Here is a 21,299-nt window from a genome sequence, read left to right as displayed (position 1 = left end):
GGCGGCCGGAGCGAAGGGGAGAAGGCATTGGCGACGGCGCAAGCCCAGGCCAGGGACTCCAGGTGGGCGCGCGCCCGGGCGCAGCGCCGCATCCAGTCGGAGGTCCCGCACGACAACCGGCCCGGCCTGGGGGGTCGACTCTGGCGGGAGCGCTCGGCGTACCTGTTCATCCTCCCGGGTGTGCTGGTCTTCTCCGTCTTCACGCTGGTCGCGGTGATCTTCGCGATCTACCTGACCTTCCACCGGTGGAGCATCATCGAGCCGGAGAAGCCGTTCGTCGGGCTCGACAACTACCGCGACATGGTCGGCGACGAGCGGTTCCGCGAGTCGGTGCTGAACACGGCCTACTTCAGCGGTGTCTCGGTGCCGGCCTCGATGGCCATCGGGCTGGTCCTCGCGCTGCTGCTCAACCTGCCGTTCCGCATGCGGGCGGTCTTCCGCACCGCGTTCTACCTGCCGGTGGTCACGCCGTTCGTGGTCTCGGCCATCCTCTGGAAGTGGCTCTACAACGGTGACTACGGGCTCTTCAACTACTACCTGACCAAGGGCCACATCATCGACCAGCCACTGCTGTGGCTCTCGGACAAGAACCTCGCCATGCCGGCGGTCATCTTGATGTCGGTGTGGAGCGGTGTGGGCTTCTCGATGGTGGTCTACCTCGCCGGGCTCCAGGCCATCCCGCAGGACCTCTACGAGTCCGCGCGCATGGACGGCGCCGGGCCGCTGCGGCGGCTGTGGCACATCACGATCCCGATGCTGCGCCCGACCACGGTGTTCCTGCTGGTGCTCGGCATCATCAGCTCGCTGCAGGTCTTCACCCAGATCTTCGTGATGACCAACGGCGGGCCGGTCAACAAGACGACCACGATGGTCTACTACATGTACCTCTGGGCCTTCAAGTACTACGACATGGGCTACGCCAGCACCCTGGCCTTCGCGCTCTTCGTGATCCTGCTCTTCTTCACCGCGTTCCAGCTGCGCCTGGCCCGACGGGCGGACCTGTCGTGAGCGGCGTCGTCGACGAGACCCCCGGGGTCCCCGCGGTCGCGGTCGTCCCGCGGCCGGCCAAGAAGCCCCGCGAGGGCAACAACCAGTTCTCGCTGCGCCAGAAGCTGTTGACCTACCTCGTCCTGGCCCCGATGGCCATCCTGTTCCTCGCACCGTTCGCGTGGCTGGTGAGCGCGGCGTTCCAGCCCATGGGGGAGATCTTCTCCTCGACCCCGCACTGGATCCCCGAGCACCCGACGCTGGCCGGCTTCAAGGGGTTCCTCAACGTCGGCACCCTGACCAAGGCCCAGCAGGGCCAGGGTCACGGCGACTGGCGGTGGTTCGTGAACAGCGCGTTCGTGGCCATCTCGATCACCGTGCTGCAGACCTTCTTCAACGCCCTGTGCGCCTACACCTTCGCCAAGCGCAACTTCCCGGGCCGCAACGTCATCTTCGTGGCCTTCCTCGGCACGATGATGGTGCCCGGCCAGGTCACGCTGATCCCGAACTACCTGATCATCCAGCACATCCCGTTCTTCGGCGGCAACGACTGGCTGGGCAACGGCGGCCACGGCTGGCTGGACTCCTACTTCGGGCTGATCATGCCCGGCGTGGTCTCGGCCTTCGGCATCTTCCTGCTGCGCCAGTACATGATGTCGATCCCCGACCAGCTGCTCGAGGCCGCGCGCATCGACGGTGCCAGCGAGTTCCGGATCTTCTGGAGCGTGGTGCTCCCGCTGTGCGTGCCGGCACTGGCGGCCAACGCGATCTTCACCTTCCAGGGCGCCTGGGAGGACTTCTTCTGGCCGCTCATCATCATGTCGAGTCCGGAGAAGATCACCGCACCGGTCGGCTTGGCCCTGTTCGTGGTGCAGAACCGCACGTCCTGGACCCTGCTGTTCGCCGGCTCGGTCATCGCCACCTTGCCGATGATCATCGTGTTCATCATCTTCCAGCGGCAGTTCGTGCAGGGCATCGCGGTGACCGGGGTCAAGGGGTGAGCGCGGGGTGAGCGAGGGGTGAGCGCGGCCCGCGAGACGCTGGGTCGGCTGCTCGCGGACGGCCACGGGGTGCTGCGCTGCGACCCGGCCTGGGTGGCGCGCGACTTCCTGCCGCCCGGTCGCCGGCTCGGCCTGCCCGAGGACGCCTACGACGTGGGGGAGCGCGGCGCGATCTGCGAGCGCTGGCTGGCCTCCACGACCCGGGCCGACAACCGGGTCGGGCCCGAGGACGAGGGGCTCAGCCACGTGGTCGGCGAGAGCGGCGAGCGGCTGCTGCTGCGCGACGCGGTGGCGGCCGACCCGGAGGCCGTCCTCGGCGCGGAGTACGCCGCCGGCCACCCGGCCGGGTTGGGCCGGCTGGCCAAGATCTTCGACTACGGCCACCGGCTGCCCTACCACATCCACCCGCCGGCGGAGTACGCCGCGCTCGTGGGCTGCCGGCCCAAGGACGAGTCCTACCACTTCCTGCCCGGGGTCGAGCTCGGCGCGCACCCGGAGACGTTCTTCGGCGTGCACCCGTGGGTCGCCGAGCAGCAGGCGCACGAGGTGCTGCTGCCCTACCTGGTCGACTGGGACAGCGACCTCATCCTGCGCCACGCCCGCGCCGAGCTGCAGGTCGTGGGCGAGGGGTTCCACGTGCCGTCCGGGGTGCTGCACGCGCCCGGCACCGCATTGACCCTGGAGCTGCAGGAGGACTCCGACGTGCTGGCCATGTTCCAGGCCCTCAACGCCGGCCGGATCATCTCCAAGGACCTGCTGTTCAAGGACGTGCGCCCCGAGGACCGCGCGGCCGAGGGCGAGCGCTTCCCGCTGCGCTTCGTGGACTGGGAGACCAACGGCGACCCGTGGTTCTACGAGCACCGCCACCTCGCCCCGCGCGCGGTGAGCGGCAGCTCCGGCGACGGCGAGGAGAGCTGGGTCTTCTACAACACCGACAAGTACGCCGGGAAGCGGCTGGTCCTGCCCCCTGGAGGCACGCACCGGCTGCGCGAGCCCGGCGTCTACAGCGTCTTCGTGTGGACCGGCTCGGGGACCTGGGCGGGCACGGAGGTCACCGGCGGCGAGCCGGGTCGCGACGAGCTCGTCGTCACCCACGACGCCGCCGTGGCCGAGCACGAGGTGCGCAGCACCGGCGCCGAGGAGCTCGTGGCGTTCCTGTTCTTCGGCCCCGACCTGCACCCCGACGTCCCCCTCATCGAGCGCCGGTGAGCCCCGAGCTGACCGTCGGCCTCCTCGGGGCCGGCATGATCGCCGGCGTCCACGCACACGCCTACCGCGACGCGCCCGGGGTCCGGCTGGTCGCGGTGGCCGACCCGGTGCCGGGCAAGGCGGAGCGGCTGGCCGGCGAGCACGGCGCGCAGGCGGTGGCCACGCTCGAGGAGCTGCTCGCGCTCGGCGTCGACGTGGTCGACGTCTGCACGCCGCCGACCTCGCACGCCGACGCCACCGTCGCCGCGCTCGAGGCCGGCCGGCACGTGCTGTGCGAGAAGCCGGTCACCCGGACCCTGGCCGAGGCACGGCGGGTGCTCGCGGCCGCGGAGGCCGCGCCCGGGCTGCTGTCGATCGGCCAGGTGGCCCGCTACGCGCCCGACCACCGCGCGGCCCGCGACCTGGTCGAGGCCGGCGAGATCGGCACGCTGCGGATGCTCACGCACTCCACCACCACGGCCCTGCCGGGCTGGAGCGAGGCGGGCTGGCTGGCCGACCCGGCCACCTCAGGCGGCCCGCTGCTCGACCAGGGCGTGCACAGCTTCGACTACGCCGGGTGGGTCATCGGCAGCCCGGCCGTGCGGGTGCACTGCATGGCCGCCGACAGCGCCGCCGGCCCGTCGACGTACGCCGTGGCGACGGTGCGCTACGAGAACGGCGCGATCGCGCACGTCGAGTGCAGCTGGGCGCACCCGGCCTCGCGGGGCTTCAGGCTGTCCGCGGAGCTGGTGGGCACGCACGGCCGGCTGGCCTGGGACGCCGACCAGCTCATGAGCGGGGTCCTGCACCGGGCGGACGGCGCCAGCGAGTGGTGGGACGCGCTCGGCGACCGGGAGTTCACCCGCGAGCTGGGCGACTTCTTCGCGGCCTGCCGCGCCGGCGGGCCGCCGCCGGTCCCCGCCGCCGAGGCCACCGAGTCCCTGCGCGTCGCCCTCGGCGCCCTCGAGTCCGCCCGCACCGGCCGGACCGTCGACCTCACGACCTGGGAGCAGCCGTGACCACCAGGATCGGCATCCTCGGCGTCGCGCACACCGGCCACGCGTGGGCCTACACCCGCGGCCTGACCTCCCTGCCGGACGTGGACCTCGTCGGCGTCCACGACGCCGACCCGGAGCACGCACGCTGGATCCGGCAGGACTTCGGCGTGCCGTTCCTCGAGGACCCGGAGGCGCTCCTGGCCCGGGCCGACGCCGTGCTGGTGTGCAGCGCGAACGCCGACCACCGCGGCCACGTCGAGCTGGCCGCCGCGCACGGACGGTCGGTGCTCTGCGAGAAGCCGCTCGCCACCACCCTCGAGGACGCCGAGGCCATGGTCGAGGCGTGCGCGCGGGCCGGCGTGCAGCTGCACACCGCCTTCCCGTCGCGCTTCGTGCCGGTGGTGGCGCGCGCCCGGGAGGCCGTCCGCTCCGGGCGGCTCGGCGACCTCGTCGGCGTGGTCGGTGGCAACCGGGGCCGCCCGCCGCTGCCCCCGTCGTACCCACCGTGGATCACCGACCCCGTCGCCGCCGGCGGCGGCGCGCTCATCGACCACTCGGTCCACGTCACCGACGCGATCCGGCACGTCACCGGGCTCGAGGTCGCCGAGGTCTCCGCCGAGGCCGGCGAGCTGCTCTGGGGGGCCGGCGTCGACGACGTCGCCGTGGTCTCGCTGCGCTTCACGGGCGGTGCGGTCGGCTCGGTCGACCCGAGCTGGTCGGTGCCCGCGGACCACCCGTGGGACTACGACTTCTACCTGCGCCTGGTCGGCACCGAGGGCTCGCTCGACGTGACCGACACCGCCGAGTCGCTGCGCCTGGTCAGCACGCACGAGGGCGGTCCGCGCGGACTGCGGCAGGCGTCGTTCGCCGAGGACGCCGACCTGGCCATGCTGACGGCCTTCGTGACCTCGGTGCGGCTCGGCGAGCTCCAGGAGCCGTGCGCCAGCGGTGCGGACGGGCTGCGTGCCCTCGAGGTGGCCCTGGCGGGATACCGGTCAGCGGAGCGCGGCGAGGTCGTCGCCCTCCGCTGACCGGCCCCCCGGTCGGGTGGGGGCCCGGTGGTCCGGGGAGGTCAGCGCGCGAGCGGCCAGAGCTGCGGGCGCACCGGCGCGCCCGCGAAGGCCTGGCTGATCGCGTCGAAGGCCCGCTTGGGCCGCAGCTTCTGGTCGAACGCCAACGGGCGGCGGTGCGCGCCGTCCTCGCGCGGCTGGTCCTCGTCGAGCCAGGTGTAGCGGTCGGTGAGCCCGAAGGCGTTGACCACCTTGACGGCCGGCTCGTCGAGCACGACGTCGAGGTAGCGGCGGTAGACGTCGGCCACCCCGCGGTCGCGGATCTTGATGTTCTTGGGCAGCCCGTCGTCGAGCACGTCGAGCTCGGTGATGAGGATCTGCAGGCCGCGGTCGGCCAGCTCCTTCAGGAAGGCGCGGTAGCCCTTGGGGTGGAAGCGCTGCGCGAAGCGGTCGGCCAGCAGGTGGCCCTGGATGCCGGCGGCCTGCACGGAGACGCCGTCGGCCAGCAGCTTGTCGATGGCCTTGAGGAACGCCTTGCGCCGGGGCTCGGGCTTGTCGCCGTACTGGTTGACGGTCTCGAAGCCGAACTCGTTGATGACCCGCAGCGCGCCCGGGTCGCCGGCCTCGGCGAGGTGGAAGCACTCCGCGACGTACCCGCGGCCGATGGTGTCGTACCACGGCACGTTGGTGCGGAAGCCGAACCGGTCGGCGTCGTTGGGGTCGGTCACCTCGTTGGCCACGACCCACGCCTCGAGCCGGCCCTGGTAGTGCGCGACCTCCTCGGTGACCACGCCGTAGAGCAGCTTCTCGGCCTGCTTGCGGTTCAGCCCCCACAGGTCGTCGTCGCTCCACCCGTCGCCGAAGCCCTCGTCCCAGACCAGGAAGGCGCCGATCTTGAGCTGCTTGTTCGCGTCGGCGAGCGCGAAGATCTCATCGCCCGTCTTGAAGTCGAGCTTCGACCTCGGCGTCGGCTTGAGCTGGTACCAGAGCAGGTCGTCCTCGGGCCACAGCAGCGCGGCCTCCCGGGCGTGCACCGCCTGGTAGTCGTCGTCGAGCTGCCAGGTGGCGATGGAGGAGCCGAACACGATGCCCTTGGCCGCGGCCTGCTGCCACAGGGGCGTGGTGTCGCGCTCGTGGTGCGGTCCGCGCCGCTGCCTCGGGGCCGAGCCGCGGACCGCGGCCTCGGCGGTGCCGGACAGTGCGGCGGTGAGGCCGGCGGTGAGGCCGGCGGCGGTGGCGCCGGCCAGGAAGCTGCGGCGGGCGAGCGGGGCGGAGGTCATGGCGGCTCCAGCGGGGTCGGACGTGGCGGTTGACGAGGGTGTGACCGCGGTCACGCAAATCGATTCACACCGTAAGCGGCCGGAACGGCCGTGACAACCCTCGATCCGCGGATCTGGGCTCAGACGACGCCCTTGGTCAGCAGGAAGCAGCCGTAGGGCCGGTCCTCGGTCGTGGCCACGGTGAGGTACGCCGCGCGGGCGCGCTCGTAGAAGGCGAAGCGCGCCACGCCCGCCGACGGGACGGGCCGGCCCTCGGCGGCGTCCACCTCGGCCTGCAGATCGGCGTGCACCGGCAGCACGGTGTCCTCGTCGCCGACCGCGCCCATCCGCAGCACGGCGGGCTCCTCGAAGGTGTCGACCGGGAAGAGCGTCAGCACGGCCCGGGCCGCGGTCGCGACGTCCACCCCGGGCAGGACCACCAGCCGCTGCGCGGTGGAGGCGGCCGGGAAGTTGCGGTCGACCAGCGCCAGCGCGTCGCCGTGGCCCATGGCCGCCAGGTGGCCGAGCAGCTCCGCGCTCAGCAGCGGGTCGATCGCCTTGAGCACCGCGCGCCTCCTAGGCGTGCAGCACGACGTCGCCGTCGCGCGTGGAGACCTCGAAGGTGCGCAGCCCGTAGCGCCGGGGCTCGAGCAGCGAGCGCCCGGTCTCCAGGTCGAACTCCCAGCCGTGCCAGGGACAGCGCAGCACCCGGTCGTCGCGGCCGTAGACCAGCTCGTGCGGCGCGGCCGCGACGAAGGTGCCGCTGAGGGACCCGGTGCACATCGAGGCGCCCATGTGCGGGCAGCGGTCGCTGACGGCGTAGAAGTCCTCGCCGACGCTGATCACCCCCACCGGCCGACCACCCACGTCGACGATCCGGCAGCCCTCGGCGCGGACCTCCTCGACCGTCCCCACCCGTACGTCCACGTGCCCTCCAGTCACTCCTGCGCCCGACCTCCGCCTGACCCCTGTCGGGATGCCAAACGATTTGCTAGGAATGACCCTGGCGGCTCCGAGGCCGTCTCGCAACCACCCGCGCGCAGGAGTGCTGGCATGACCGAACTCGCGGACCGGCCCGCCGAGGCCGCCGCCGTCCCCACCCGTTACCGGCTCGTCGACTGCGACGTGCACCCGATCATGAAGGGCGGGCTGGCCGAGCTCCGCCCGTACCTCTCCCGGGCCGAGCAGCGCCGGCTCGGCCTCGACGAGCGGCGCAACCTGACCACCACCGGTCACCGCGAGGCGGTGTCGATCCCGCGCAACACCGTCTACGTCAACCAGGCCGGGGTGCTGCGCGACGACGCCCGGGCCGAGGACGGCTCGGCGCCCGGCGCGGACCCGGCACACACCGCCCGGCAGCTGCTGGACGGCAACGGCATCGACCGCGCGGTGCTCATCGGCGGCGAGGTGCTGGGGCTGGGCGCCATGCCCGACCCGGACGCCGCCGCGATCATCGCCGCGGCGTACAACCAGTGGCTGGCCGACACCTGGCTCTCCGCCGACGAGCGCTACCGCGGCACGCTGGTCGTCGGGGCCCAGGACCCGCAGCAGGCGGCCGCGGAGATCCGGCGGCGTGCCGGCGCCGACGAGCGCTTCGTGGCGGTGCTGCTGCCGCTGACCGACCGGCTGCTCGGCGAGCGGCACCACTACCCGATCTTCGAGGCCGCGGCCGAGCTCGGGCTCCCGATCACGCTGCACCCCAACTCCGGCGAGGGCATCTTCCGGACCTCGCCGTCGATGGCCGCCGGCACCCCGACGTACTACGTGGAGTGGCACACCGGGCTGAGCCAGGTCTTCCAGGCCACGCTCATCAGCCTGGTCTGCCAGGGCGTCTTCGAGCGGTTCCCCGGGCTCAAGGTCGTGCTCACCGAGGGCGGTCTCGGCTGGATCCCCGACGTGCTCTGGCGCCTGGACAAGAACGTCAAGGGCCTGCGGGACGAGGTGCCGTGGATCCGGCGGCTGCCCAGCGAGTACGTCTTCGACCACGTCCGCTTCACGACCCAGCCGCTGCCCGAGCCCAAGCGCCGCAGCCACCTGCACGTGCTGTGCGAGATCGCCCAGGCCGAGCGCACGCTGATGTTCAGCTCGGACTACCCGCACTGGGACTTCGACGACCCCCGCCACGCCCTGACCCAGCTGCCGGCCGAGATCCGGTCGCGGGTGCAGTCGGAGAACGCGGTGGAGACCTACGGCGACCGTCTCTGAGCCGCCCGCCCCGGACGGCCCCCAGTAGCGTCGTGCCGCCCGCGCACCGCGGGGCGCCGACCGGAGAGGGGCACCATGGCCACCACGACGAGGGAGCGCCGGTGAGCGTCCTCGCGACCGCGCTCGTGCCGCTGGCCGAGAGCGAGTCGTACACCGACCTGTTGCGCAGCGGACCGCACTGGCTCTTCGAGCTGACCCTCGAGGCGGTGACCACGCCGCTGGCCTTCGCCATCGGGTGGGTCTGGCAGAAGGGGATCCTGCGGCACGTCCACGAGGACCTGCACGCGGTGAGTCGTGACCGGGTCGCGGCGCCGCCGGCGCCGCCGGCGCCGCCGGCGGCGCCGGCGGGCCGGTCCCGGCCGCACGGTCGGGGTGGACCGTCACCCGACGACGCCGGCTACTCGGTCTCGGTCACCCGGGTCACCTACGCGCGCTGCCCGCGCGCCGCGGCCCGGACCCCGGTGCGGGGCGGGCCGCCGGCCCGTGGTCGCCGGGTCTAGCGTGCAGGACGTGACCAGCACGCGCACCCAGGTGGCGGTCGTCGGTGGGGGACCGGCCGGGCTGGTCGTCTCGCACCTGCTGCACACGGCGGGGATCGAGTCGGTGGTCCTCGACACCCGCGACGTCGAGGAGATCGCCACGACGCACCGGGCGGGGATCCTCGAGCAGGACAGCGTGCGGCTGCTGACCGAGACCGGGGTGTACGCCGCGGGCGCGGAGCGGGTGCTCACCGACGGCGACCGGCACGAGGGCGTGTTCCTGCGCTTCGGCGGGGAGAGCCACCGGGTGGACTTCGAGGCGCTGGTCGGGGCGTCGGTGTGGCTCTACCCGCAGACCGAGGTGTTCGTCGACCTGCACGCCGCGCGGACCCGCGACGGCGGGGACCTGCGCTACGGCGTCAGCGACACGGCCGTGCACGACCTGGGCGGCCGCCGCCCGCGGGTGACCTACCGCGACACCGGTGGCGCGGAGCACGAGGTGGTGGCCGACCTGGTGGTGGGCGCGGACGGCTCGCGCAGTGCGAGCCGGGACCTGGTGGCCGCGCCGGAGCGGTGGTCGCGGACCTACCCCTTCGCGTGGTTCGGGATCCTCTGCGAGGCGCCGAAGAGCGCCCCGGAACTGGTCTACACCCGCTCCGAGCGCGGCTTCGCGCTCATCAGCCAGCGCACCGAGTCGGTGCAGCGGATGTACTTCCAGTGCGACCCGGACGAGGATCCCGATGCGTGGTCCGACGACCGGATCTGGAGCGAGCTGCAGGCGCGGGTGGCCGGGTCCGACGGGTTCGCGCTGCAGGAGGGACCGGTCCTCGAGCGGACGGTGCTGCCGTTCCGCAGCTTCGTGCAGGCGCCGATGCGCTCGGGGCCGCTGCTGCTGGCCGGCGACGCCGCGCACACCGTCCCGCCGACCGGCGCCAAGGGGCTCAACCTGGCCCTGGCCGACGCCCGCCTGCTCGCCGAGCACGTCGAGCTGGCGCTGACCAAGGGCGACCTCGACGTCCTCGACGGCTACACCGCTCGTGCGCTGGAGCGGGTCTGGAGGGTGCAGCACTTCTCCTACTGGATGACCGCGATGCTGCACCTCGGCGCCGACAGCACCGACTTCGACGAGCGTCGCCAGCGGGCCGAGCTGGCCGGCCTCGTCTCCTCCGAGGCCGGGTCGACGTACCTGGCCGAGGCCTACACGGGGTGGCCCACGCGATGACCGGACCGACCGAGCTGACCCAGGACGACGTCACCGCCGAGATCGCCGAGATCGCGGCGGGCCGCACCGGGAGCGAGACGCAGCCGCGGCTGGACTACCCGCCATACCGCTCCTCGCTGCTGCGCCACCCGACCAAGGCGCCGGTGCAGGTCGACCCGGAGGGGTTGGAGCTGTGGGCGCCGGTGTTCGGCGAGCGCGGGCTCGACCCGAGCGAGGCCGACCTGACCGTGCAGCACGACGGGGAGGCGGTGGGGGAGCGGATGGTGGTGACCGGGCGGGTGCTGGACGGCGACGGCCGGCCGGTGCGCGAGCAGCTGGTCGAGGTGTGGCAGGCGAACGCCGCGGGGCGCTACCGGCACGAGCGCGACCAACACCCGGCGCCGCTGGACCCGCACTTCACAGGGGCCGGCCGGTGCCTGACCGACGCGGACGGCACCTACCGGTTCACCACGATCAAGCCGGGGCCCTACCCGTGGCGCAACCACCGCAACGCCTGGCGCCCGGCGCACATCCACTTCTCGCTGTTCGGCACGGAGTTCACCCAGCGGATGGTGACCCAGATGTACTTCCCGGGCGACCCGTTGTTCCCGCTCGACCCGATCTACCAGTCCGTGGTCGACCCGGCCGCGCAGGCGCGGCTGGTGGCCACCTATGACCACGACGTGACCGAGCCGGAGTGGTGCACCGGCTACCGCTGGGACATCGTGCTCACCGGTCCGCACGCCACGCTGATGGAGGCCTCCGATGAGTGAGCTGCACCCGACCGCGGGGCAGACGGTCGGCCCCTTCTTCGGCTTCGCGCTGCCGTACGACGGCGCGGCGGACCTGGTGCCCGCCGGCAGCCCCGGCGCGCGGCGGCTGAGCGGGGTGGTGCGCGACGGCGCGGGCGACCCGGTGCCGGACGCGCTGCTCGAGCTCACGGTGACCGCGGTCGGTGGTGAGCGGCTCTGGGGACGGGCGGCCACCGACGCCGAGGGGCGCTACGCGTTCACGGTGCCGGAGCCGGACGGCGCGTTCCTGGGACTGACCGTGTTCGCGCGGGGGCTGCTCAACCGGCTGTTCACCCGGGTCTACCTACCCGGTGCCGGCGACGCGTTCCTGGCGGGCCTGGCCGAGGACCGGCGTCCCACGCTGGTGGCGCGGGCCGTCGAGGAGGGGTACGCCTTCGACGTGCACCTGCAGGGCGACGACGAGACGGTGTTCCTGACCTATCCCCGGCACCTGCGGTGAGCGAGCTGTTCTGGCCGGGCGCGCACCGGGCCGGCGCCCTGTTCTCCGAGCGGGCCTTCCTGGAGGCCATGGTCGCCGTCGAGTCCGCCTGGATCGACGCAGAGCTGACCGTCCCCGAGGGCGCCCTGGACGTGGAGTCCGGCGGCAACCCGGTCATCGCGCTCGTCGAGGCCCTGCGCACGCAGCACCCCGGCGTGCACGAGGGGCTGACCAGCCAGGACGTGCTCGACACCGCGCTGGTGCTGCTGCTGCGCGAGGCGGTGGCCGCCGTACGACGAGACCTCGGGCGCGCGGTCGAGGCGGTGGACCGGCTGGGCGCCGAGCACGGCCGGGTGGAGGTGCAGGGCCGCACGCTGACCCAGCCGGCCCTGCCGATCACGCTCGGCGACCGGCTGCGCGGCTGGCGCGCCGGGCTGGGCGAGGCCGATGCAGACCTCGGGGCGCTGACCTACCCGGTGCAGGTCGGGGGGCCGGTCGGCACGACGAGCGAGGGCCGGGCCCGGCTGGCCGAGCGGCTCGGCCTGGCCGACGTGCCGTCCTGGCACACCCAGCGCCGGGCCGTCACCCGAGCCGGGGACGCGCTGGTCGCGGCCACCGACGCCTGCGGCCACGTGGCCCGCGACGTGCTGGCCGGGTCGCGCGACGGCACCCTGAGCGAGGCCTCGCCCGGCGGGTCGTCGTCGATGCCGCACAAGCAGAACCCGGTGCTCTCGGTCCTCGTGCGCCGCGCGGCCCTGACCACCCCTCAGCTCGGCGCGACGCTGCACCTGGCGGCCGCCGACCAGCTCGAGGAGCGCGCCGACGGCGCCTGGCACGCCGAGTGGGACACCCTGCGGCTGCTCGCGCGGCGCACCGCCGTCGCGGTGAGCCAGACCGCCGACCTCCTGACCGGACTGCGAGTGCACCCGTGACCACCCTCGTCCTCGGCCCCTCGCTGGGCACCACCCCCGCCACCTGCTGGGGCCCGACCGCGGAGCTGCTCCACGAGGACGTCGACGTGGTGGCCTGGGAGCTGCCGACCGGCCCGGATCCGGTGACGGTCGAGGACCTCGCCACCCGGCTGTTGGAGCGGGTGGACGGCCCGTTCCTCTACGCCGGCGACTCGGTCGGCGGTCAGGTCGGGCTGCAGCTGTGCCTGGACGCGCCCGACCGGGTGCTCGGCGCGGTGCTGTGCTGCACCGCCGCGCGCATCGGCACCGAGGAGAGCTGGGCCGAGCGGATCGCCCAGGTCCGCGTGTCCGGCACCGCCTCGCTGGTGACCGCCACCGCCGCGCGCTGGTTCGGCCCCGGCTTCCTCGAGCGCGAGCCCGAGCGCGCGTCGGCGCTGCTGCACACGCTGCGCGAGAGCGACGACGAGGGCTACGTCGCGGTCTGCGGCGCGCTCGCGGCGTACGACGTCCGCGAGCGGCTGGGGGAGATCGCCGTCCCGGTCGTCGCCGTGGCCGGCGAGCACGACCCGACGTGCCCGCCCGAGGCGGTGCGCGCGATCGCCGACGGCGTCCAGCGCGGCCGCCTCGTGGTCCTCGACGGCGTCGGCCACCAGGCGCCGGCCGAGGCACCCGAGGCCGTGGCCGCCCTCATCCGCGAGCTCGCCCAGGAGGTAGGAGCATGACCCGCTACGACGACGGCATGGAGGTGCGCCGCGAGGTCCTCGGCGCGGAGCACGTGGACCGCGCCACCGAGGGCGCCACGGACCTCACGCGGGAGTTCCAGGAGCTCATCACCGAGTACGCCTGGGGCTCGGTGTGGACCCGCCCCGGCCTGGACCGCCGCAGCCGCTCGCTCATCACGCTCACCGCGCTCGTCGCCCGCGGGCACCACGAGGAGCTGGCCATGCACCTGCGCGCGGCGCTGCGCAACGGCCTCACCATGGACGAGATCAAGGAGACCCTGCTGCAGACCGCGATCTACTGCGGGGTCCCCGACGCCAACACCGCCTTCCGCATCGCCCAGCGGGTGTTCGAGGACGAGTGAGGCTCAGGCCGCTCCGCCGCTGAGGGAGGCGTCCTTGCGGTCCAGCAGCGTCTGCACCACGTGCGGTGGTGCGGTGTGCGGCGAGCCCGCGGCGTACGGCGGCTCGGGGGCGTACTCGATGGACAGCTGTCGCAGCTGTGCGGCGTCCGGGCCGGCGATCTGCTCGGTCAGGCGCAGGGCCAGGTCGATGCCGGCCGAGACGCCGGCGCCGGTGACGTACTTCCCGTCGACGACCACGCGCTCGTCGCTGTGAGTGGCGCCGTAGCGGGCCAGCTGGTCGGCGGCCAGCCAGTGGGTCGTGGCCCGGCGGCCCTCCAGCAACCCGGCGGCGGCCAGGATGAGCGAGCCGGTGCACACCGACGTCATCCAGGTGGCGCTGCGGTCGGCGGCGCGCAGCCAGGCGTGCAGCGGCCCGTCGTCCATCTGGTCGGCCTGACCGGGACCGCCCGGCACCAGGACGAGGTCCGGGGCGGGCACCTCGTCCAGCGGGAGCGAGTCCGCGAGAGCCAGCTGCGGCGCCTCGCTGGTGACCGGGCCGCCGTGCTCGGAGACGAGCAGCGTGGTCACGCCGGGGACGAACGTGAGCACCTCGAACGGGCCCACGAGGTCCAGGGCGGTGAAGCCGGGGTACAGGACGAATGCCGCGCGCACGGACGCCACCCTAGGTCCCGGCGCGGAGAGGGGTTCGCCTCCCGGGGTGAGGCATGATGTCCAGGATTCAGGGGCGAAACTTGGACACGATGACCAAGGCTCGGGAGGTGGTGGGTGGTGTCGCGTGAGCGTCTGGACGTCGTGGCGGTCCCTGCCGGCCATCCGTACGTCGAGCACCTGCTCCCGGCGGGCGGCGGGCCGGCCGGCTTCGCGTTCCGGCCCGATCCGGACCCCGACGACCCCTCGCGCCCGGCGACCGGCCGCTGGTGGCCGCCGGTGGCGCTCGGTCCCGCCTGGCTGGCCGCGCAGGACTGCGACGTGCTGCACGTGCACTTCGGCTTCGACGCGACGCCCGCGGACCAGCTCGCCGAGCTGCTGGACGTCGCGGAGGACCGCGGGATCGGCGTGGTCGTCACCGTCCACGACCTGCACAGCCCGCACCAGGAGGACCCGCGCGAGCACCTGGCCAAGCTGGACGTGCTCGTCCCGCACGCCGACGCGGTGCTGACCCTGACGGCCGGGGCCGCGGCGCGCATCGCCGCCCGCTGGGGCCGGGTCGCGCAGGTCGTCGCGCACCCGCACCTGGTGGACCTCGACGCGATGACCCGCCTGCGCGCCGCGCGTCGGGAGCGGGTGCCGACGACCGTCGGCGTCGAGATCAAGGCGCTGCGCACCAACACCGACCCCGACCTGCTCCCTCGGCTGGAGACCGCGTGCGGGGAGCTGGGGCTGGGGCTGCGCGTCGGCGTCCACCGCGAGCTGGCCCAGCGCAGCGACGAGCGGTCCCGGGCGACGACCCGGTGGCTCGTGGCGGCGACCCGCCGCGGGGTCGACGTGCAGTGGCACGACCGCTTCCCCGACGACGAGCTCTGGCGCTGGCTGGCCGACCTGGACGTGGCCGTGCTGCCGTACCGCTTCGGCACCCACTCGGGCTGGCTCGAGGCCTGCCACGACGTGGGCACGCCGGTGGTCGCGCCCGCGGTCGGCTGCTACGGCGACCAGGGTGCGGCGGCCCTGTTCGCGCTCGACGACACCGGCTCGCTGACCGACGCGCTGCGCCGCGCGGTCGGGCGCGCCGGGCCCGCCGGGCTCGCCGGGCTCGACGCACCGGCTCGGCGGCGCCAGCGCGAGCGGCTGGCCGCCGAGCACGACCGCACCTACCGCACGGTGGCCGCGGCCGCCCGGGCGCAGGCCGAGCGACGGCAGCGCTCGGCGTGAGCGGCCCGGCCGCGCCGGCGCTCGACCCCCTGCGCCGCGTCCACTACGCGCACTTCTACGGCGAGCCCGACAGGTCCGACCGGCCCGGACCGGCGCCCGACGGCTCGGTGGTCGTGGTGGGCAACTGCCAGGCCGAGTCGCTGCGCCTGCTGCTCGACCCGCACGGCCGGCGCAGCGTGCGGATCCCCCCTGTCTTCGAGCTCGAGCCGGACGACGTCGGGCGCCTGCACGCGCTGCTCGCCCGCGCCACCACGCTGGTGGTGCAGCCCATCCACGCCGGCTACCGCGGGATGGCCCTGGGCACCGACCAGCTCGCCGCGCACCTGCCCGCCGGCGGCCGGACCGTCGTCGTGCCGTCGGTCCGGCACAACGCGCTGCACCCGGCGCACGTCGTCCAGCACCCGCCGCCGGGCACCGACCCGCTGCCGGTCGTGCCGTACCACGACCTGCGCGTCGTGCACGCCGCCCTGCACGGCGGCGACCCGGTGCGGCCGGTGCGCGAGGACGGGGTGCGGGAGGTGGCCGCGGCGTCGCTGGCCGAGCTGGTCCGGCGCGAGGCGGGGACGACCGTGGCGGTCTCGGACGTGCTGCGCGACCCCCACCCCGACCAGATGCGCACCGTGAACCACCCCGGCAACCCGGTCCTCCTGGCCCTGGCCGGTCGCGCCGCGGCGGCCGCGGGCCTGCCCGCGCCGGTCGACCCAGGCCGCCCGCTGCTGGCCTCGGTGCGCGCTCCGGTCGAGGCGGCGGTCGCCGCCACGTGGGGGTTCGCGCGCGCTCCGGAGCACGACCACTGGTGGCTCGACGGGGTGCCGGTCGTCGCGGCCGAGGTGACGGAGGCCCACCTGGAGTGGTATGCCGCGCACCCGGCTGAGACCCGCGCCGTCTGGGCCCGCCACGAGCGCCAGGCCGGCCGGCTGGGGCTCGCCCGATGACCCCCGCGCCGCCGGTCCACCTGGTCGCGCCCGGCAGCGACCGGCACGGCGTGACCCTGCTGACCCGCCAGCTCGCCGGTCAGCTGGGCGCCCGGGTGGTCGAGGACGTCGCGGCCGCCGGCGCGGCCCCCCGCGGTGCACGTCCACCTGACCGACCGGCTCTTCGGCGAGACCCCCGAGGCCGCGGCGCGGGTCGTCGCCGCGCTGGTCGAGCGGACCGCCGTGACCGTCACGCTGCACGACGTTCCGCAGCCCGGTGAGGGGCCCGCCTTCGCGGCCCGGCGTGCGGGCTACGCCGCGGTGCTGGCGACCGGGGTGCGGTGGGTGGTCAGCTCGCAGAGCGAGCGGGCCGGCGTCGAGCGGTGGTGCGAGCCCGTCCGGCCCGGCCAGATCGTGCCGCTGCCGATCGTGCCGGTGCCCCGGCCCCTCGGCGCCGACGGCTCGGCGCCCGCCACCGCGAGGTCGGTGGGGCTGTTCGGCTGGGTCTACCCCGGCAAGGGGCACGAGCTGGCCCTGCGCGCGGCCGCCCGGGTCGATTCGTCGCGCGAGGAGCGGCCGGGCGTGGTGGCCATCGGCGCGCTGCCCGAGCACCACCGGGCCTACGGCGACCGGCTGGCCCGGCTCGCGGACAAGCTGGGGGTCGACTTCACGCTCACCGGGTGGGTCGACGATGCCGACCTGGCCGCTTGGCTGGCCGCGATCGGCGTACCGCTGGCCGGGCACGTCAACGTCTCCGCCTCGGGGTCGATCAACACGTGGCTGTCGGCCGGCCGCCGGCCGCTGGTGCGTCAGAGCCCGTACACCCGCGAGATGGCGCGGCTGCGGCCCGGGACGCTCGAGCTCTACCCGCGCGGCGTGGCGCCGGCGGTCCTGGGCGAGCGCTTCGCGGCCCGGTTGGCCGACCCCGCGACCGGGCACCTGGCCGCCGTGAGCCTGCGCCCCTCGCTGGCCGACGTCGCGGAGCTGTACGCGCGGTGGTGGCGCGCCGCGTGACCGGTCCGTGCGCCGTCTGCCTGGACCACGACCCGCCGCCCCCGGTGGCGCCCCACGTCACCGTCGCCGTCCTGCACTACGAGCAGCACGCCGACCTGGCCCGGACGCTGCGCTGCCTGCGCCGCCAGAGCCTGGCGCCGGTCCAGGTCATCGTGAGCGACGACGGGTCCGCGGTCGCCCCCCGGGTCCCGGACGACGTGCTGCTCCTGCGCCAGCCCGACCGGGGCTTCCGCGCGGCCCTGGCCCGCAACCGCGCGCTGGCCGCGGCCACCGGTGACGTGGTCGCCTTCCTCGACGCCGACACCTCGCCCGAGCCCGGCTACCTCGCCGCCCTGGCCGACGCGGTGCGCCGCGAGCCGGACGCGCTGGCCGTCGGCCGGCGCCGCTACACGACGTTCCCCGACGACGCTCCCGACGACCCCCTCGCCGGCGCCGTGGAGCGCAGCCTCGACGAGCCGGCCTGGCTCGCCGACGGCTGGGCCGCCATCCAGGAGCCCGGCGCGGGTGACGACGGCTCCTTCCGCTTCGTCATCGCCGCGACCCTCGCCGGCTCGACCGCCTGGCTGCGCCGGGTGGGCGGCTTCGACGAGACCTTCTCGGCGTACGGCGGGGAGGACTGGGACCTGGCCCACCGCTGGTGGCTCCTCGGCGGCGGACTGCGCCACGTCGCCGACGCCGTCGCCTGGCACCACGGCCCGCACGCCGGCGAGGAGCCGCGCACCTGGGACGACCGCCTGGAGGCGACCGACCGCGCCCTCGGCGAGACCCTCGGCATCGCCGCCCGCATCCACGCCGCACCCGCCGCCTTCCGCGGCCTGCGCGGCGCCCGCACCGCGCCGCCGCGGGTCGTGCTCACCCACGACGATGCCCTCTCGGACCGCGAGCTGGTCGTCACCGTCGACGCGGCCCTGGCCGGCCTCCCGCTGCTCGGGGTGCTCACCGACCGCCGGGTGCTGCTCGACCTCGGCGACCCGCGCGTCCGCACCGATCCGGCCCTGCTGACCTCGGCCGCGGTCCAGGTCCACGCCCACCGCGGGACCATGGGCGAGGCATGGCCGGCCCTGCTCGACGGCACCGTCCGCAGCGGCGCCGACACGCTCCGGTGGCTCGACGCCGACGGCCAGTCCCTCGTCAGCACCTCGGACCTGCGCCGCGTGCGCCGCTCCCACCTCGGCCTCCGCACCGCCGTCGAGGCGACCTCCCCGCTGCCGCCGGGGCTGGGCGCGGTCGGCGAGGCGTCGCTGGCGGCCTGGCTCGGCGGCTGGGCGCGCTAGCCCGAGCGCAGCACCCGGGCCAGGCTGGCCCGCCGCAGCCGCCGGTGCAGGCGCAGCGCGAGCACGAGAGGGACGAGCAGCACGGCGCCGGCGGCCAGCCACGTCCACACCGGTACGACGAGCGCGGGCGGGCGGTCCTGGCCGGTGACGGCGGCGAGGTCGAGCGAGCCCGTGTTGGCCCACAGGGTGAGGACGCCGACCGCGGTCCCGGTGAGCACGGCCGCGAGGACCGGGACCAGGAGCTCGCCGGCCAGGACGGCGCGCAGGCCGCGGTCGGGCAGGCCAAGGGCGCGCAGCCGGCCGAGGGAGACGTCGCGGGCGGGAGCGCCGACGGCGGTGCCGAGCACGACGCCCAGGGCGGCGAGGAGCAGCAGGAGCGCCGAGGCCACCACGGCGAGGTCGACCAGGGCCTCGCGCAGGGGGTCGTCGCGGAGCCCGGCGAGCACCTCGTCGTAGGTCAGGAGGGTGACCGAGGGGTCCTGGTCGGCGTACGCGCGGAGGGCGTCGGACGCGCCGGGACCGACGGCCCAGACCGTGTCGGGGAGGCTCTCGGCCCCCGCGGCGGCGAAGGCCGTGGCGTCGACGAGGACGACGGGGTCGGTGCCGCCCTCGACGAGCGGGGCCGCGCCGACCACGTCGAGGGCGACGTCGAGGTCCTCGCCCCACCGGACGCGCAGCCCGTCGGCCAGACCGGGCGGGCCGCCGGAGAGCAGGGCGGGGACGGGGGCGTCCGGGTCGGCGGGCGACTCGAGCCGGCCGAGCTGGGGCGCGTCGGGCAGGTCGCTGCGGGCCAGCAGGTCGCGGTAGGCGCCCGCGTCGACCACGACCAGGCGCACCGTGGCGCCGGTCGACGCGGCCGAGGCGAGGGTGCGGTCGGCGACGCGCCCGGCCACGCCGGCGCGTACGCCGGGCGCGCGGCCCAGGTCGGCCGCGGTGCCGTCGACATCGGGGCCGGGCGCGGTCTTGAGGCGGGCGTCGCCGCCGACGGTGAGCAGGGCGCCGGCCTCCTGGCCGCGCTGCTGGGTGGCGGCCAGGCCCGAGCCGAGCACCAGCTGGGACACCGCCACGACCAGCACGGCCAGCGGCAGCGCGCGCAGCCCGCCCGCGGCCACCCGGGCGGCCACGAAGAAGGAGAGCCGGCCGCGTGAGCGTCGTACCCCTCGCATGGCCAGCCGGCTCAGCCCGGGCAGCAGCCGCAGCAGCGCGACGGCGCCCACCACCGCCCACCACGTCGGCGCGCTCGACGGCGTGAGGTCGCCCTCGGGGGAGCCGCGCTGCCGCAGCGCGACGGAGGCCAGCACCGCGACGGCCAGGACCGCGAGCTCGAGCAGCGCCCGGCCGCTGCGCCGCCGCCCGTCGGCCACCCGGCGCGCCGCCCGGTTGGCCGGCACCCGGCGCGCGGAGGTCGCGCGCGCGGCCTCGACCGCGCCGGCCACCGGCGCGGCCAGGGCCACCACGACGACCACGGGCGGCAGCCACCGCCAGCCGACGTCGCCGAGCAGGGCCAGGGTCAGCGCGGTGCCGGCGAGCGCGCCGGCCGCAGCGACCAGCACGGACTCGACCCCGAGCTCCGCGGCGAGCCCGGGCAGCGCCGCGCCGCGCTCCCGGGCCAGGACGAGCGGACCGGCCCGGCGCCGCCCGAGCAGCAGCGCGACGAGCGCGAGGGTCAGCCCGGCGCTGGCCACCAGGCCGACCAGGAGCAGCTGCGCCTGGCCGCGGGCGTCCGCGACGTCCTGCTCGGCGTCGGCGAGCAGCCGGTCGAGCACGCTGTCCCACTCCACCTCCGCCCCGGCCACGGCCTTGAGAGAGACCACCTCGCGCCGCAGCTCTGGCGCGCCGCGCCAGCCGAGACGCTCCGGGTCGGGGAGGAACGTCGTGCGCTGGGTCAGCTCGTCGGCCGGTACGGCGATGCGCAGGTCCGGCAGCGCGGCGGCGGTGACCAGGGCACCCGCGGAGGTGCGCTCGACGCCGTCGGCGATCGCGACCGCGGGGGAGAGCAGCTCGCGGGCGACGTCCCATGCGGGGTCGCCCGGGTCGTCGGGGGAGTAGATGCCGCTGATGCGCACGGCGACGTCCTGGCCGTACTCGTCCTCGAGGGTGAGGGTCGCTCCCGGCAGCAGGTCGAGCAGGAGCGCTGCCCGCTCGGACAGGCCCACCTCGACCGGCCACGGCGGGTCGTCGTCGTCCAGGACCACGTCCGCCCGGCCGGCCCCGACGCTCGCCCCCGGCGCGCGGCCGGCCACCCAGGTCACCGCCGGCGGGGCGGTCGGGCTCTGGGCGTAGACCAGCCGCAGCGACCGGCTCGCCCCCGGCCCGGAGACGCGCAGCGCGGGGGAGGAGAGGGAGGCGACGCTCGGGCGCAGGACCGCCCGGAGCCGGTCCGGCAGCCCGGACCGGGCGTCCTCGACGGCGCGCCCGAACCGCTCGACCGCGTCGGGGTCGCGCCGCCGGTCGCCCCGGAACTGGGCGGGCGGGACCGTGGCGACGACCGCGGCGCCGGCGCCGGCGTCGCCCACCGCGTCCGACACCGCCTCGTCGGCGGTGCGCACGGTCAGCGGCCACACCGCGGTGAGCAGCGCGGAGACCACGGCGACCACCCCGGCGGTGAGCACCAGCAGCCCGCGGTCGGTCCGCAGGCGGGCACGCACCGTCGGCCCGTGTACGGTCGGGAGGCG

The 21,299-nt window shown here is 75.3% G+C and carries 22 protein-coding genes; 17 read left to right on the top strand and 5 right to left on the bottom strand.

Features of this window, described 5'->3' with window-relative positions; all coding sequences use genetic code 11:
- The first annotated feature begins 180 nt into the window (after window positions 1-180).
- Genes G5V58_RS11655 through G5V58_RS11635 form a run of 5 tightly spaced genes read left to right on the top strand, consistent with a single transcriptional unit; the run spans window position 181 to window position 5,205 of the window.
- Complete coding sequence (locus G5V58_RS11655; protein WP_165232634.1) at window positions 181-1,008, top strand: carbohydrate ABC transporter permease; 828 nt, start codon at window positions 181-183, stop codon at window positions 1,006-1,008.
- Window positions 1,005-1,988 (top strand): carbohydrate ABC transporter permease, encoded by a 984-nt coding sequence (locus tag G5V58_RS11650; protein WP_165232631.1) that lies wholly within the window; start codon window positions 1,005-1,007, stop codon window positions 1,986-1,988. The genes G5V58_RS11655 and G5V58_RS11650 overlap by 4 nt, the downstream gene beginning before the upstream one ends.
- An 18-nt stretch (window positions 1,989-2,006) precedes the next feature.
- Window positions 2,007-3,197: a cupin domain-containing protein gene (locus G5V58_RS11645; protein WP_165232628.1), complete on the top strand. Its 1,191-nt coding sequence runs from the start codon at window positions 2,007-2,009 to the stop codon at window positions 3,195-3,197.
- Window positions 3,194-4,195: a Gfo/Idh/MocA family protein gene (locus G5V58_RS11640; RefSeq protein WP_165232625.1), complete on the top strand. Its 1,002-nt coding sequence runs from the start codon at window positions 3,194-3,196 to the stop codon at window positions 4,193-4,195. The genes G5V58_RS11645 and G5V58_RS11640 overlap by 4 nt, the downstream gene beginning before the upstream one ends.
- Entirely contained in the window at window positions 4,192-5,205 is a 1,014-nt protein-coding gene (locus tag G5V58_RS11635; protein WP_165232622.1) for a Gfo/Idh/MocA family protein, read from the top strand. The genes G5V58_RS11640 and G5V58_RS11635 overlap by 4 nt, the downstream gene beginning before the upstream one ends.
- 41 nt (window positions 5,206-5,246) lie before the next feature.
- On the opposite strand, the gene G5V58_RS11630 is transcribed toward G5V58_RS11635, so the two are convergent.
- The 3 genes from G5V58_RS11630 to G5V58_RS11620 all read right to left on the bottom strand — a co-directional run bounded on the left by G5V58_RS11630 (window position 5,247) and on the right by G5V58_RS11620 (window position 7,370).
- Window positions 5,247-6,464, bottom strand: a complete 1,218-nt coding sequence (locus G5V58_RS11630; RefSeq protein WP_165232619.1) for an endo-1,4-beta-xylanase — start codon at window positions 6,462-6,464, stop codon at window positions 5,247-5,249.
- A gap of 119 nt (window positions 6,465-6,583) precedes the next feature.
- The gene (locus G5V58_RS11625; protein ID WP_165232616.1) at window positions 6,584-7,009 is read right to left on the bottom strand and encodes an RbsD/FucU family protein; all 426 of its coding nucleotides are present in this window, start codon (window positions 7,007-7,009) and stop codon (window positions 6,584-6,586) included.
- Window positions 7,010-7,019: 10 nt separating this feature from the next.
- Complete coding sequence (locus G5V58_RS11620; RefSeq protein WP_165232613.1) at window positions 7,020-7,370, bottom strand: Rieske (2Fe-2S) protein; 351 nt, start codon at window positions 7,368-7,370, stop codon at window positions 7,020-7,022.
- A gap of 126 nt (window positions 7,371-7,496) precedes the next feature.
- Between G5V58_RS11620 and G5V58_RS11615 the strand changes: the two genes are divergently transcribed.
- From G5V58_RS11615 to pcaC, 8 genes are all read left to right on the top strand, one after another.
- On the top strand, window positions 7,497-8,648 hold the full coding sequence (locus tag G5V58_RS11615; protein ID WP_165232610.1) for an amidohydrolase family protein: 1,152 nt from the start codon (window positions 7,497-7,499) through the stop codon (window positions 8,646-8,648).
- A gap of 101 nt (window positions 8,649-8,749) precedes the next feature.
- Window positions 8,750-9,148, top strand: a complete 399-nt coding sequence (locus G5V58_RS11610) for a hypothetical protein (protein WP_165232608.1) — start codon at window positions 8,750-8,752, stop codon at window positions 9,146-9,148.
- A 10-nt stretch (window positions 9,149-9,158) separates the two neighbouring features.
- Complete coding sequence (locus tag G5V58_RS11605) at window positions 9,159-10,349, top strand: 4-hydroxybenzoate 3-monooxygenase (protein ID WP_230487281.1); 1,191 nt, start codon at window positions 9,159-9,161, stop codon at window positions 10,347-10,349.
- Window positions 10,346-11,101 (top strand): protocatechuate 3,4-dioxygenase subunit beta, encoded by a 756-nt coding sequence (gene pcaH, locus G5V58_RS11600; RefSeq protein WP_165232602.1) that lies wholly within the window; start codon window positions 10,346-10,348, stop codon window positions 11,099-11,101. Before G5V58_RS11605 ends, pcaH begins: the two co-directional genes overlap by 4 nt.
- Complete coding sequence (locus G5V58_RS11595) at window positions 11,094-11,579, top strand: peptidase associated/transthyretin-like domain-containing protein (RefSeq protein WP_165232599.1); 486 nt, start codon at window positions 11,094-11,096, stop codon at window positions 11,577-11,579. The genes pcaH and G5V58_RS11595 overlap by 8 nt, the downstream gene beginning before the upstream one ends.
- The gene (locus tag G5V58_RS11590; RefSeq protein ID WP_165232596.1) at window positions 11,576-12,490 is read left to right on the top strand and encodes a lyase family protein; all 915 of its coding nucleotides are present in this window, start codon (window positions 11,576-11,578) and stop codon (window positions 12,488-12,490) included. The genes G5V58_RS11595 and G5V58_RS11590 overlap by 4 nt, the downstream gene beginning before the upstream one ends.
- Window positions 12,487-13,191 (top strand): alpha/beta fold hydrolase, encoded by a 705-nt coding sequence (locus G5V58_RS11585; protein WP_165232593.1) that lies wholly within the window; start codon window positions 12,487-12,489, stop codon window positions 13,189-13,191. Before G5V58_RS11590 ends, G5V58_RS11585 begins: the two co-directional genes overlap by 4 nt.
- Window positions 13,188-13,553: a 4-carboxymuconolactone decarboxylase gene (pcaC, locus tag G5V58_RS11580; RefSeq protein WP_165232590.1), complete on the top strand. Its 366-nt coding sequence runs from the start codon at window positions 13,188-13,190 to the stop codon at window positions 13,551-13,553. The genes G5V58_RS11585 and pcaC overlap by 4 nt, the downstream gene beginning before the upstream one ends.
- Before the next feature lie 3 nt (window positions 13,554-13,556).
- Here the strand turns inward: pcaC and G5V58_RS11575 are convergent, their stop codons facing one another.
- The gene (locus tag G5V58_RS11575) at window positions 13,557-14,204 is read right to left on the bottom strand and encodes a DJ-1/PfpI family protein (RefSeq protein WP_165232587.1); all 648 of its coding nucleotides are present in this window, start codon (window positions 14,202-14,204) and stop codon (window positions 13,557-13,559) included.
- Between the two features lie 117 nt (window positions 14,205-14,321).
- Here G5V58_RS11575 and G5V58_RS11570 point away from each other — a divergent pair, with 117 nt between their 5' ends.
- From G5V58_RS11570 to G5V58_RS11555, 4 genes are all read left to right on the top strand, one after another.
- Entirely contained in the window at window positions 14,322-15,422 is a 1,101-nt protein-coding gene (locus G5V58_RS11570) for a glycosyltransferase family protein (RefSeq protein ID WP_165232584.1), read from the top strand.
- Complete coding sequence (locus G5V58_RS11565; protein WP_165232581.1) at window positions 15,419-16,357, top strand: WcbI family polysaccharide biosynthesis putative acetyltransferase; 939 nt, start codon at window positions 15,419-15,421, stop codon at window positions 16,355-16,357. The genes G5V58_RS11570 and G5V58_RS11565 overlap by 4 nt, the downstream gene beginning before the upstream one ends.
- Before the next feature lie 135 nt (window positions 16,358-16,492).
- Window positions 16,493-17,350: a hypothetical protein gene (locus tag G5V58_RS11560; protein ID WP_165232578.1), complete on the top strand. Its 858-nt coding sequence runs from the start codon at window positions 16,493-16,495 to the stop codon at window positions 17,348-17,350.
- The gene (locus G5V58_RS11555; RefSeq protein ID WP_165232575.1) at window positions 17,347-18,624 is read left to right on the top strand and encodes a glycosyltransferase family 2 protein; all 1,278 of its coding nucleotides are present in this window, start codon (window positions 17,347-17,349) and stop codon (window positions 18,622-18,624) included. Before G5V58_RS11560 ends, G5V58_RS11555 begins: the two co-directional genes overlap by 4 nt.
- Here the strand turns inward: G5V58_RS11555 and G5V58_RS11550 are convergent.
- Window positions 18,621-21,272 carry an ABC transporter permease gene (locus G5V58_RS11550; protein WP_165227612.1) on the bottom strand — a complete coding sequence of 884 codons (2,652 nt, stop codon included), beginning with the start codon at window positions 21,270-21,272 and terminating at the stop codon, window positions 18,621-18,623. The two genes, G5V58_RS11555 and G5V58_RS11550, sit on opposite strands and share 4 nt — an antisense overlap.
- Window positions 21,273-21,299 lie beyond the last annotated feature (27 nt).

The organism is Nocardioides anomalus, from assembly GCF_011046535.1.
Lineage (GTDB): Bacteria > Actinomycetota > Actinomycetes > Propionibacteriales > Nocardioidaceae > Nocardioides > Nocardioides anomalus.
This window is presented reverse-complemented; position numbering and strand designations above follow the sequence as displayed.